Raw genomic sequence first — 12,835 nt, 5'->3', positions numbered from 1 at the left:
GGCTAGGAGTTTTGTGACAAACTACATTTTTTGAGCAGAAGGACACCATGGCAGGCCGGCGCAGGAGACTATCGCATTACGGTGCAGCTGCACTGACGCTAGGCGCAGGCCTGGCGGCGACCGCCGTTCTGTTTATCTCTGTCAGCGCTTTGGAATTCGGCAAGATGGAGCTGAGCTTCCAGCAGCGCGCCGGCGCCCGCGCCGCCGCCATCGAGCGCGGCCTGTCCGACGCGGTGGAAGTGCTGAATGTGACCAACCAGCTGTTCCGCACCGTGCAACCGGTCAGCCGCGAGCAGTTCCATTCCTTCACCACGCCCCTGCTGCAGCGCTACCCCTTCATCCAGGCGTTCAATTACCACCGCGTGCTGTCGCATGCCGAACGCCCGGCGTTCGAAGCGGCCCTGCAAGCGCATACGCCGGGGTTGCGCATCACCGAGCTCACGCCCGAGGGCCTGGTGACGGCGCCGGAGCGCCCTTTCTACAACGTGGTGGAATACCTGGAGCCGCTGCAGGGCAATGCGGCGGCGCTCGGGCTGAACTCCGGGCGCAACCTGCAAGTGCGGGCCGCCATCGACCGCATCCTGCACACCGGGCGCGCCGCCTCCACCGAACAGCTGCAACTGGCGCAAGACCCGGACCAACGCAACAGCTTCATCATGATCATGCCGGTGTACCAGCCCGGCATGCCGACCAGCACGCGCGCCGAACGGCACGCCGCCTGGGTCGGCGACACCGCCGCCGTGATCCGTACGCCGCACCTGGTGCACACCATCCTGCAGCAAACCGGCTTGCTGGGCGACGAAAGCCTGGGCCTGAGCGTGTATGCCGGCGACCCGTCGGAAGCGGGCAGCCTGGCCTACCGGCGCGGTCCGGTGCCTACTCCCAAGCACGAGCACTGGCTGCACCGCTGGCTCGACTTCGACTACCACAGCACTGATTTCCGCAGCTTTGCCGTGCTGGGACGCACCTGGCATATCCGCGCCGACGATTTGCCGCGCCCCTTCCTGGCCGACCACCTGGGCTCCCTCGCCACCCTGCTGGGCGGCCTGCTGTTCAGCGCCCTGGCGGCCGCCTTCGTGCACACCCTGGTGCAGCGCTCGCGCCGGGTGCAGTTGCTGGTCGATGCGCGCACGGCCGACCTGCAGCGCTCCAACCAGCGCCTGGCCGAAGACGTGGCGTCGCGCAAACGCACCGAGCGCGCCTTGCAGGAATCGGAAAACCGCTTCCGCCGCCTGCTGGCCCTGTCCTCCGACTGGTACTGGGAACAGGACACGCAATTCCGCTTCACCCATATCACCGGCGGCTTCTTTGAAAAAGGCCATGTGGCGAAGGAGAATTTCCTCGGCCGCACGCGCTGGGAATGCACGCCGGACCTGTACACCAGCAGCACCGGGCGCGACCATATCCAGATGGTGCAGGGCCGCCTGCCCTTCTCCAACTTTGAATACGCCATCGTCGGCCACGACGGCCTGACGCGCTGGTTCAACACCAGCGGCGAACCGGTGTACGACGCCCAGGGCGAATTTAAGGGCTATCGCGGCACCGGCAGCGAGATCACCGAACGCAAGGAGGCGGAACAGCGCATCCAGCACATCGCCCACCACGACGTGCTGACCGGCCTGCCCAACCGCGTGCTGCTGCAAGACCGCCTGCAGCAAGCCATTGCCTACGCCAACCGCAGCGGCCTGCCAATGTGGGTGGTGCTGATCGACCTGGATCGCTTCAAGTTCGTCAACGACAGCCTGGGTCACAAGGCCGGCGACCAACTGCTGCAAACCGTGGCCAGCCGCCTGCAATCGAGCGTGCGTGAAAGCGATACCGTGGCGCGCCTGTCGGGCGACGAGTTCGTGGCCATCCTCAGCCAGTACCCGGACGAGCAGCTGTCGCCGGCCATTATCGAGCGCGTGATGGCCGCCCTGGCGCAGCCGGTGCTGCTGGAGGGGAAAGAATTCTTTGTGACCTGCTCCATCGGCGTGGCGGTCTATGACGCCGACGGCACGCCGGCGCAGAACCTGATCGAGCATGCCGATATCGCCATGTACTCAGCCAAAAAGCTGGGCCGCAACACCTTCCAGTTCTACCGGTCGGCCATGAACGACGAAGCGCAAGAGCGGCTGCGCATCGAAAGCGCGCTGCGCAACGCGCTGGAACGCGATGAATTCGTGCTGCATTACCAGCCGCAGGTGGACCTGCAGACCGGCCAGATCGTCGGCATGGAAGCGCTGCTGCGCTGGCAGCACCCGGAACTGGGCATGGTGCCGCCGGCGCGCTTTATCAGCCTGGCCGAGGAAACCGGCCTGATCGTGCCAATCGGCGCCTGGGTGCTGCGCACCGCCTGCCAGCAGGCGCGCGCCCTGCAGGACGCCGGCTTCCCGGGCCTGCGCATGGGCGTGAACCTGTCGGCGCGCCAGTTCGCGCAGCCCGAGCTGGTGTCCAGCATCGCCGCCGTGCTGGCGGAAACCGGCCTGGACCCTTCCCTGCTGGAGCTGGAGCTGACCGAAAGCCTGTTCATGCACGACGTGGCGCAAGGCGTGAACCTGCTGTATGAACTCAAGTCGCTGGGGGTGGCGCTGTCGATCGACGATTTCGGCACCGGCTATTCCAGCCTGTCTTACCTGCGCAACTTCCCGATCGACGTGCTGAAGATCGACCGCTCCTTCGTCAACGACATCGCCACCGATGCCGACGATGCGGCCATCGTGGTCTCGGTGATCGCCCTGGCCCACAACCTGGAGTTGCGCGTGATTGCGGAAGGCGTAGAATCGGAAGAGCAACTGGAGTTCCTGCGCCGCCATGGCTGCGACGAATTCCAGGGCTTCTATTTCAGCCGCCCTGTGGAGGCGGCGCAACTGCGCCAGATGTTGCACGAGGGAAAACACTTAACCAACGCGGCCCCACGCCGGCTGCGCGCTTGAGGAGAGCGAAATGAACAGCGTAGACCTGCATCGCCAGCAAGTGCGCAGCGACCACCGCACGCGCGACATCGTCAACCAGGCCATCGCCGCCCTGCCCGAGGTGGGCTTGCGGCGCGCCGCCGAATTCCTGTTTGCCATGGGTGTGCCGCACCCGATCGCCATGCGCACGCTGGTTTATCCAGCACAGCGCCGGCCCTCCCCTTAAGCCCGGGCCTAGGCTTTTTTCATAGCCGCCGCCACCTGCTGGCGCGCGGCCTTGCGCAGCTTGGCCGCTTCGAAGCGCGCCACCTGCTCCGGCGTTTCCGGCACCAAGGTCGGCACCTTCTGCGGCTTGCGGTCCTTGTCCACCGCCACCATGGTGAAGTAGCAGCTGTTCGCATGGCGCACCAGGCGCTGCTGGATATTCTCCGCCACCACGCGTATCCCCACTTCCATCGAGCTGCTGCCGGTGTAGTTGATGGCGGCCAGGAAGGTCACCAGCTCGCCCACATGGATCGGCTGCAGGAACATCACCTGATCCACCGACAATGTCACCACGTAGCTGCCCGAATAGCGGCTGGCGCAGGCATAGGCCACGCCGTCCAGCAGCTTGAGGATGGCGCCGCCGTGCACATTGCCGGAGAAATTGGCCATATCGGGGGTCATCAGGACCGTCATCGTCAGCTCGTGGGCCGACCAGTGCATCGAGTTTTCCATCGCCGTGCGGGGTTGATTGCAATGGCTATATGCTAACCGATGGCAGCGGCGCCTGCTCGGCCCCCTGGATAATGCAGCCGGCCCAGCGCTGGATGGCGCCCTGCGCATCGCACAGCGGCGTGACCAGCAGGCGGGCCGGGCGCCGCGCTGCGTCGGCGTCGCACAGGCTGACTTCCACATCGATTTCACTGGCGCCATGCAGCGCGGCCCGCCAATGCTGCAGGATGGCCGCGCAGTCGGCGCGCTGGACGGCAAGCGGCAAGCCGTCCTCCGACAATGCGCCGGCGCTGTCGGTTTCCCAGTAGGCGCGGGCCAGGCCGCGCAACAGGCGGCGCATGCGCGTGGCGCTGGCTTGCAGCGCAGTTTGCGCGCGCGCGCGCTCGAACGCCGCGCCAATGCGCACTGCCGCATGCTCAAATAGCGCGATCTCTGGCGCGCTCCAGCTGCGTGCGCCGGGCTGGCAAGCGTGGAAAAAGCCCTGCCAATGCTGGCCGCTGCGGCACAAGGCCGACAATGAAGCCCCTGCCGCCCCGCACAGCGCCGCCATGCCCGCGTGCGCCGCGCTCTCGCCCGCGCCCCAGCGCGCCAGCACTTCGCCGCCCAGCACGGCCACCTCGGCGCTGCCTTGCAGCGGCGGCATGCCGCAGGCGTAACCTGCCAGCATGTCGAAGCGGCCAGCGTGGATGCTCGCATAGGCCAGTTGCGGCACGGCCAGGCGCCGGCCCAGCATGCGGCAGCCCAGCGCCAGCAACTGCGCCGGGTCCGACAGCGGCCGCAGGCAGTCCTCCAGATGCAGCAGGAATTGCTGGTCGCTTGCCTCCGCACGCGCCAGCGCCTGCCCCACCTGGCGTTCGCTGAAATCGAAGAAGGTCAGCACCGCGCCCAGGATGGCGCCGTCGGCCTTGCGGAACGGACGCACCCGCACGATGTAATGCAGGCCGCCGCTTGCCGTCACCTCGCGCTCCAGCGGCTGCAAGGTGGCGAAGGTTTGCGCCACATCCGCTGCCAGCTTCGGGTAGTCCAGGCGGTTGGTGATGTCCAGCAGGTGGCGCCCGACGTCGCGCTCAATCAGGTTGAAGATGCTGGCGGCGCGCGGCGTGAACTGGCGCACTTGCAGGGCCGGATCAACGAACACCGAGGCCAGGTCGGCCGACGCGACCAGGTCGTACAGGTCATCATGCGCCTTGTCGGCATGCGCCAGGCGCAGCGCAAGGTCGGCGTTGCGCTGCGACAGTTCCTTGCTGTTCGACTGCATCTTGGCCCAGCCCAACTCCGCGTCGGCCAGGCGCTCACGCATATCTGCCATCGGCGAGCGGCCGTTACGCGCGGCTGTTTGCGGCCAATGCCCTGCTGGCATCGTCCAGTGCGGCAGGTCCGGTAGCGACGCCGCAGCCGGCGCCGACTGGTACAGGCGACTCTGGCGATCGATACGTGAGAACAAGCCCGGCGCCACGTCGGCCGTTTCGGAGCCGCCCAGGAACAGGTAACCCTGCGGCACCAGCGCCAGGTGCAAGTGCTGCAGCACCTGGCATTGCGTCGGGCGGTCCAGGTAGATCAGGAAGTTGCGGCAGGCGACCAGGTGCACGCCATGGACTGGCGGCTCGCGCAGCAAGTCATGGCAGGCAAACGTGACCATGTCGCGCAGGGCCTGGCGCACACGATACTGTTTGCCAGCATGCACGAAATAGCGCGCCAGGCTGGCCGCCGGCACCTGGTCCCGGATCGATTCGGGATAGAGGCTGGCGCGCGCGAAGTCCAGCGCCTGCTGGTCGATATCGGAAGCGAACACCTCGATCGCCGGCGGGAGCGGCATGTCACGCACCATGTCGGCCAGCAGGATCGCCAGCGAATACGCCTCCTGGCCGGTGGAGCAGGCCGCCGCCCACACCCGCAGCGTGCCGCCGCCGCGCCCCCGCAGCATGGCGGGCAGCACCAGTTCGCGCAGCCGGGCAAAGGCATCGCTGTCGCGGAAGAACCCGGTTACGCCGATCAGCAGTTCCTTCAGCAAGGCGCCGGCTTCGTCGCCCTCGTCTTGCAGCCGCGTGCAGTAGGCGTCCATGCCGGCCAGGCCGAGCTCCTCCAGGCGACTCTCGACCCGGCGCAGGATGGTGGCATGCTTGTACTGGCGAAAGTCATGACCGGTGCGTTCGTGCAGCAGCGCCAGCACGTCCTGCAGCGATTGCGTTTCGCTGGCGGCGCCGGGCGCGCCATACAACAGGCGCAGGTGCGCCGCGATGTCGCTGGCCGGCAGCACCACATCGGCCTGGCCGGCATCGATCGCCGCTTGCGGCAAGACGCCGAACTGGGCATCCTGCGGCGCTTGCACAATGGCGCAGCCGCCCTGCTCACGCAGCGCCGCCAGGCCGCTGCAGCCGTCGCGCCCGAGGCCCGAGAGCAAGACGCCGCCGGCCAGCTCGCACTGCGCCCGCGCCAGCGAATGGAAGAAGCAATCAATGGCGCCGCTGCTGCCGCCTGGACCGGCATCGGTCTGCAGCAGGAAGCGGCCCGCGACTTCCAGCAGGGTGCCGGGCGAAATGACGTAGATGTGGTTAGGCTGCAACTCGATGCGCGCCCGCGCCTGCTGTATCACCGGCATGTGGCTGCACGCTTGCAGCACCTGGCCCAAGGCGCTGGCCTGGCCGGGCGCCAGGTGCATGATGATGACCAGGGAGAAGCCGGGCGCCGGCGGCAAGCCTGGCAGCAGGCTTTGCAAGGCTTCCAGCCCGCCGGCGGATGCGCCAATACCGACTAGCGGAAAGTCCACGCTGGTCAGGTCCGGCCCTGCTAGTCCCTGCTCATTCGGTGGCATCATTGGCGATTCTCGATTGCCCCCATTGTATCCCCTCCCCTGCGATTAGCATTTTCGCCATGGATCAAGTATTCTTCATGCAACTTCTTTCACGGAAAAGGAAAACAGATGAAGTTGAAAGTACTGGCAGCGCTGCTGGCCTATTCGGCCGCAGCTTATGCCCAGGCCGCACTGACGGCCGACCAGGTCAAAACCTTCACGCTGAACAACGGCATGAAGTTCATCGTGCTGGAAAGCTCGGCCATCCCGAACGCGAATATGTACACCTTCTGGAAAGTCGGTTCGCGCAACGAGGCGCCCGGCACCACCGGCCTGTCGCACTTCTTCGAGCACATGATGTTCAACGGCTCCAAGAACTATGGCCCGAAAATGTTCGACCGCACCATGGAAGCGAACGGCGGCGCCAACAACGCCTACACCAATAGCGACGTGACCGTGTACCAGGACTGGTTCCCGGCCTCCTCGTTAGAGACCGTGTTCAAGCTGGAAGGCGACCGCATCGCCCACCTCTCGATCGATCCGAAGATGGTGGAGAGCGAGCGCGGCGTGGTGCTGTCCGAGCGCAGCACCGGCCTGGAAAACTCCAATGTGCGCATGCTGATGCAGGAATTGAACAGCGTGGCCTACGTGGCCCACCCTTACGCCATCCCGACCATCGGCTGGGAATCGGACATCAAGGCCTGGACCCTGCAGGACCTGCAGCACTACTTCCGCACCTATTACGCGCCGAACAATGCGGTGTCGGTGATCGTGGGCGACGTCAAGTTCGAGGAAGTGAAAAAGCTCGCCACCAAGCACTTCGGCAGCATTCCGAAACGCGCCGCGCCGCCGGCCGTGCGCACCGTGGAGCCGGAGCAGACCGGCGAACGCCGCCTGTTCGTGGCCAAGCCGTCCGCCACCGCAGCCAACCTGATGGTGGCGTACAAGGTGCCGCAAGCGGGCACCGCGGAAAACTACGCGCTCGACGTGCTGCAAGCCCTGCTTACCGAAGGCAAGACCTCGCGCCTGTACAAGGCCCTGGTGGAAACCCAGCTGGCCACCAGCGTCGGCGCCTACAACACCGACGGCTTTGACCCGGGCCTGCTGTATATGTTCACCGTGGCGGCGGCCGGCGTGGAGCCGGCCAAGGTGGAAAAAGCCATGATCGCGGCGATCGAGAAGGTCGCCAAAGAAGGCGTGAGCGATGAGGAACTGCAGAAGGTGAAGAACGCCAAGCTGCTGGGCATCTACCGCGCCCAGGAAACCATCAACGGCAAGGCGCAAATGCTGGGTAACTACGAAGTCTTCTTCGGCGACTACAAGAAAGCCTTCGAAGCGCCTGCCGCCTATGAAAAGCTGACCGCCGCCGACATCCAGGCCGTGGCCGCCAAATACCTGAAGAAATCGCTGCGCACCGTGGGCGTGCTGGCGGCGAAGGAGGACTAATTAGATGAAGAAACTGTTTTCTATCGCCCTGACCGGCGCCGCAGCCGTGGCTGCGAGCGCCAACGCAGCGGAATTCAAGCTGCCGGCATTTGAAACCACCAAGCTGCCGAACGGCCTGACCGTCTACATGATGGAGCGCCACGATGTGCCGCTGGTGGCCGTGCGCGCGGTGGTGAAAGCCGGCGCCGTCAACGACGGCGCGCAAGCCGGCCTGGCCAACCTGACCGGCGACGGCGTGCTGCTCGGCTCGGCCAAGCATAACAAGGCGCACATCGACCAGGCCTTCGACTTCCGCGGCGCCGTGCTGGCCGGCGGCGGCAGCGTCGAGCAATCGACCGTGGCCGCCAACTTCGCTCGCAAGGACACCGACGCCCTGCTGCCGCTGTTCGCGGAGCTGGTGCAGGAGCCAAGCTTCGACGCCACAGAACTGGACAAGCTGCGCGCGCGCAAGGTCAATGGCCTCAAGCAGTCCAAGGAAAGCCCGCGCCAGGTGGTCGGCAACTACTACCGCGCCATGCTGTTCGGGAACGCGGCCTATGCCAATCCGCCGGCCGGCACCGTCAACAGCCTGTCCGCGCTCAAGCAGGACGACGTGAAGGCCTTCCACCAGCGCTACTTCCGCCCGGATAACGCGGCGCTGATCGTGGTCGGCGATTTCGACCCGGCCGAAATGCGCAAGAAGGTGGAAACCCTGTTCGGCCAATGGAAGGCCGACGGCGCCGCACCGCAGCGCGCCAACTACGGCAAGGTGCAGGCCGATAAGCCGCGCGTGTGGGTGGTGAACAAGTCCGACGCCATCGAGACCACCTTCCTGATCGGCGGCCCTGGCATTGCGCGCAATGACCCGGATTACGTGCCGCTGCAGGTGCTGAACACGGTGCTGGGCGGTCGTTTCACCTCCTGGCTGAACGACGAATTGCGGGTGAATTCGGGCCTGACCTATGGCGCCAATTCGAGCTTCGCCACGCTGTCGCAGGCCGGCACGTTCTCGATCTCCAGCTTCACCGCGCTGCCGAAGACGGAAGCGGCGCTGGACCTGGCGCTCAAGACGTATGACCGCCTGTGGAGCAAGGGTATCGACAAGGCGACCCTGGATTCGGCCAAGGCGTATGTAAAGGGTCAGTTCCCGCCGCGCTACGAAACCAGCGAGCAGCTGGCTACACTGCTGGGCGATATGTACGCCAACGATGTGGGCCGCAGCCAGATTGACAACTTCATGAAGGATGTCGACAGCCTGACGCCGGAGCGCGCCAAGCAGCTGGTCGAAAAGCACTTCCCGCGCAAGAACCTGCAAATGGTGCTGGTGGGGAAAGCGGCTGAGATTGGCAAAATCGCCAGCAAGTACGGCGAAGTGACCAATCTGGAGATCACTGCCGACGGCTTCCAGCCTTAAACCCGGTAACCCAGGGTCAGACCCAAGGGTCTGACCCTGGTGTTCCGGGTTAAATGGCCTTAGATGCCGTGGGCTTCGATATCGGCCAGCGACTCGCGGCCTTTGTCGGTAATCACCAGCACGCCATCCACCTCGGCGATGTGCGATTTCTTGCCCAGGAACAGGGCCACATCGGCGTCGATCGCCTCCCCGGTCAGCTCAACCAGCGACTTCAACGCCAGCACGCAGCGGCGCAGGAACAGGCGCTCCTTGCCGGCATCGGTCAGGATGATGCGGCCAGTGCGTTCAAATTTGATCAGTTTAATGCCCGACAGGCGCTTGCTATTGCGGCCGACGCAGGCGCTTGGCTTGCCCTGGATACCCCGGGCAATCTCCAGCAGCGCGTTGAATTCGTCCGTACTTAATTTTTCGTTTTTCATAAGCCGCCATGGTACGCGCCCGAACCGGGCACGGCAAGCTTACTTGAGCATATGCAAGGTCAGCCATACCAGTGCCGCCCCAGCCACCAAGGCACTTGCTCCCATCAGCGCCTGCGCGCGACGGCTGTGCAGGTCAATACGGGGTTTGAGGTAAATCTTGTTGTGCAGGGAATTGCCCATGGTGGCCTCCGACTGGAAAAGCGTTTGTCGATGTGCCCATTATAAAAAGCCGACAGTGACGCCACTGTGACAGCCAACACAAAACAACACAAATATTCTCTTCACGCAACGCTAATTACCTTTCAGCAAACAAGCGACAGCGTGCAGGTGGCGCTGGTAGCATCGGTGCGGAAGGAGGGTCGAGCATGGAACAAACTGTCAAACCCCAGTCCCAGCCAGAGCGGGGCAAGCATTTGATGGATGAACCGGATATCGGCAGCGGCGAGAAATCGCCGGGCGAACGGGAAACCGAGGAGCAGATCCGGCAAATTCCACCTTTGCCGGAGCATGGGCGGCGTGAGGCGCCCGGCGCTAAGCCTTCATAGGCGGCGGTTGCGGCACGGGCTCCTCGATCGGCGGTTCGCTCGGCAACGGCTGGTCGTCGGGGGGCGGGTCTTTTTCCGGCTCGGGTGGCGGGGCTTCGGGATCGGGCGTGATATGCGCTTGCAGCATGGCATGGCTCCTCGAATAATATTGCCTGTTTAAGCAGATCGGGCGCAACGCCCGAATATCAAGACCCGCCGCCGGCAAGAATTTCCTGGAGCTGGTCAATACTGACCGGCTTGACCAGGTGGTGGTGGAAGCCGGCCTCGAACGCCAGCTGGCGGTCTTTCTGCTGGCCCCAGCCGGTCACTGCCACCAGCACCGTATGGCGCAGGGCAGGCAGGCGTTTCAGGGCGCGCGCCAGGTCGTAGCCGTTCAAATGCGGCAGCCCGATATCAAGGAAGGCGTATTCGGGAGCGAACACTTCGGCCCCCGCCAGCGCCTGCTGGCCATCGTGGAAAATCTGCACCTGGTGGCCGAGCGAGCGCAGCAAGCCGCCGATGCCGTTGACGAAATCCACATTATCGTCCGCCAGCAGGACGCGGTACAGGCGCCCGTCGGCCTGCCGGGTTTCGCTCCTGGGCGCGGGCGCGCTGACCATCTGCAGCAGCGGCAGGGTCACGATGAAGGTGCTGCCCTGCCCTGCGCCGGCGCTTTCGGCGCGGATACTGCCGCCATGCAGCTCGACCAGCTTGCGCGCCAGCGACAAGCCGACACCCAGGCCGGCCGTGCTGCGTTCGAGCGAGGAATCGGCCTGGATGAACATCTCGAAAATCTCGGTTAGCAAGGCCGGCGCGATGCCGATGCCGTTGTCGCTGACGCGCAACTCCAGCTGCGCCGCCGTGGCCTGCGCCTCCAGCACGATGGCGCCGCCGCGCGCCGTGTACTTGGCGGCGTTGTGCAGGAGGTTGGACAGCACCTGCGCCAGGCGCGTGGCGTCGCCCACCAGGTAGAGCGGCTGCGGCGGCAGGCGCACGTCGAGTTTGTGGCCCTGGGCCGCGATGAAGGGGCGCGACAGCTCGAGCGCGTCGGCCACCACGTCCTGCAACACAAGCTGCTCGCGGCGGATGGTCAGCTTGCCGGTGTTGATGCGCGAGACATCGAGCAAATCGTCGACCAGGCGCACCATCTGCTTCAACTGCCGCTCCATGATGGCGCGCGCCTTTTCGCAGGCCGCCTGGTCGTTGGCGTTCACGCGCATGATGTCGAGGCCGGTGCGGATCGGCGCCAGCGGGTTGCGCAGCTCGTGCGCCAGGGTGGCCAGGAACTCGTCCTTGCGGCGGTCCGCCAGCAGCAAGGCGCGCTCGGCGCACTGGCGCACCGTCATTTCATGTTCCAGGGTAAGGTTGGCGTCCTGCAGGGCGTTGGAGCGGCGCGCGATCTCCGCCAGCATGTCGTTGAACGCGTCGACCAGGGTGCCGATCTCGCCCGTGGCGCGCTCCTGCACGCGCAGCGAATAGTCGCGCCGCTGCATGACGGCGCGCGCCACGTCGGTCACGGCCAGCAGCGGGCGCGTGATGCCGGCCTGCATCAGATGCGCGACCAGGGCCGCCAGCAGCAAGCTGCCCAGCATCACCCCGAGCAGGATCAGGGCATAGCTCTGCAGGCGGTCCAGCAGGCGGTAGGAGGCGACCAGGTAGACCGTGCCAATACGTTCGCCGCCTTCCACGATCGGGTGCGTCACCACCATCTGCCCGCCTTCAATCGCGTAGCCCAGTTGCCCGGGCTGGCGCGGCAGCGCGGGCGTGTCGAACGGCGCTTGCGCGTACGCGGCGAACAAGCGGCCATTGGCGGCGTAGATGGCGCCGGCCAGGATTTGCGGGCGCACGCGCAACAGGCCGAGGTTTTGCTGTGCGGTGCGCGGGTCGTTGAACGAGATGGCGGGGGCGGAAATGGTGGCGATCAGTTCAGCCTGCGTGGTCAAGTCGTCCACCCAGCCCTGCTGGAAGCTTTTCAGGTCGTAGACCAGCATGGCAACCGTGGTCACGACCAGGGCCAGGAAAGTGGTTGCCAGGGCGGTCAGGATCAGCTTGATGCGCACCGAACCGGCTGCCGCAGCAATCATCACTGCCCGCCTTTCTGCACGTGGTAGGCAACGGACAGCAGGCGTGAACTGAGGCGCACATTGCAGCGTTCGGCGGCCGGCAGCGAGACTTCGAAGCGCACCCGCTCATCCACCACGCGGAAATTGATGACGCTGCCGCTTTGCAGGCCGTTTTCCTGCTCGGTCACGGTGACGGTGCCGTTCTTTTCCGCCGTGCGCAGCGCTTGCCCCGGCTGCGCGGCATCCTCGCCGATGAACAGGAGTTGCAGTCCGGCCAGGGAGTCGCCCTCGCGCAGCTGACGCACCGTGATCGCCCGGTTGCCGACATTGCGCCCCACCACGATCCGCGCCAGTTCGGCGGCCACATCCTCCGCCCCCAGCACGCCCACCACCAGGGCCGGGCCCGGGTCGGCGGGAAACTCCATATAGCCGAGGAATTTGTACAGGAAGGCGGCCTTGACGCTGCGTTCCAGCACCGGCGCCGGGCTGCCCGGTTGCGTGCCGAGCGCCATGCAGCTGAAGGCGAACAGCAGCAGCACCAGCGCAATTAAGCGGGTGATCCAGCCACTGCTCACCTGGGGTGGCATGGCA

The 12,835-nt window shown here is 65.5% G+C and carries 11 protein-coding genes; 5 read left to right on the top strand and 6 right to left on the bottom strand.

What is annotated here, in order from left to right; translation table 11 throughout:
- Nucleotides 1-47 precede the first annotated feature (47 nt).
- A complete protein-coding gene (locus GTP41_RS08585; protein WP_161025159.1) occupies nt 48-2,915 on the top strand; it encodes a bifunctional diguanylate cyclase/phosphodiesterase in 2,868 nt (955 codons plus the stop codon).
- 10 nt (nt 2,916-2,925) lie between these two features.
- A complete protein-coding gene (locus GTP41_RS08580; protein WP_161025158.1) occupies nt 2,926-3,120 on the top strand; it encodes a hypothetical protein in 195 nt (64 codons plus the stop codon).
- A gap of 8 nt (nt 3,121-3,128) precedes the next feature.
- Here GTP41_RS08580 and GTP41_RS08575 read toward each other — a convergent pair whose 3' ends face one another.
- Entirely contained in the window at nt 3,129-3,599 is a 471-nt protein-coding gene (locus tag GTP41_RS08575; RefSeq protein WP_161025157.1) for an acyl-CoA thioesterase, read from the bottom strand.
- 37 nt (nt 3,600-3,636) lie between these two features.
- Entirely contained in the window at nt 3,637-6,423 is a 2,787-nt protein-coding gene (locus tag GTP41_RS08570) for a CheR family methyltransferase (RefSeq protein ID WP_161025156.1), read from the bottom strand.
- A 105-nt stretch (nt 6,424-6,528) separates the two neighbouring features.
- On the opposite strand from GTP41_RS08570, the gene GTP41_RS08565 reads away from it, so the two are divergent.
- Together GTP41_RS08565 and GTP41_RS08560 are read left to right on the top strand one after the other, a co-directional pair.
- Entirely contained in the window at nt 6,529-7,845 is a 1,317-nt protein-coding gene (locus GTP41_RS08565) for a M16 family metallopeptidase (protein WP_161025155.1), read from the top strand.
- A 4-nt stretch (nt 7,846-7,849) separates the two neighbouring features.
- A complete protein-coding gene (locus GTP41_RS08560) occupies nt 7,850-9,238 on the top strand; it encodes a M16 family metallopeptidase (protein WP_161025154.1) in 1,389 nt (462 codons plus the stop codon).
- A 59-nt stretch (nt 9,239-9,297) separates the two neighbouring features.
- On the opposite strand, the gene GTP41_RS08555 is transcribed toward GTP41_RS08560, so the two are convergent.
- Nucleotides 9,298-9,657, bottom strand: coding sequence for a hypothetical protein (locus tag GTP41_RS08555; protein WP_161025153.1), 360 nt, complete (start codon nt 9,655-9,657; stop codon nt 9,298-9,300).
- Nucleotides 9,658-9,696: 39 nt separating this feature from the next.
- On the bottom strand, nt 9,697-9,837 hold the full coding sequence (locus GTP41_RS27090; RefSeq protein WP_202419668.1) for a hypothetical protein: 141 nt from the start codon (nt 9,835-9,837) through the stop codon (nt 9,697-9,699).
- Between the two features lie 185 nt (nt 9,838-10,022).
- Between GTP41_RS27090 and GTP41_RS08550 the strand changes: the two genes are divergently transcribed.
- Nucleotides 10,023-10,202 carry a hypothetical protein gene (locus tag GTP41_RS08550; protein WP_161025152.1) on the top strand — a complete coding sequence of 60 codons (180 nt, stop codon included), beginning with the start codon at nt 10,023-10,025 and terminating at the stop codon, nt 10,200-10,202.
- 185 nt (nt 10,203-10,387) lie between these two features.
- On the opposite strand, the gene GTP41_RS08545 is transcribed toward GTP41_RS08550, so the two are convergent.
- Together GTP41_RS08545 and GTP41_RS08540 are read right to left on the bottom strand one after the other, a co-directional pair.
- The gene (locus GTP41_RS08545) at nt 10,388-12,265 is read right to left on the bottom strand and encodes a sensor histidine kinase, YfiR-like protein-associated (protein ID WP_161025151.1); all 1,878 of its coding nucleotides are present in this window, start codon (nt 12,263-12,265) and stop codon (nt 10,388-10,390) included.
- The gene (locus GTP41_RS08540; RefSeq protein ID WP_229502801.1) at nt 12,265-12,831 is read right to left on the bottom strand and encodes a TOL_0243 family YfiR-like periplasmic protein; all 567 of its coding nucleotides are present in this window, start codon (nt 12,829-12,831) and stop codon (nt 12,265-12,267) included. The genes GTP41_RS08545 and GTP41_RS08540 overlap by 1 nt, the downstream gene beginning before the upstream one ends.
- Nucleotides 12,832-12,835 lie beyond the last annotated feature (4 nt).

Origin of the sequence: Pseudoduganella guangdongensis (assembly GCF_009857475.1) — a bacterium.
In the GTDB taxonomy this organism is placed as follows: domain Bacteria; phylum Pseudomonadota; class Gammaproteobacteria; order Burkholderiales; family Burkholderiaceae_D; genus Rugamonas; species Rugamonas guangdongensis.
Note: the sequence above shows the minus strand (reverse complement) of the source record. Positions and strands in the feature narration are given on the sequence as shown.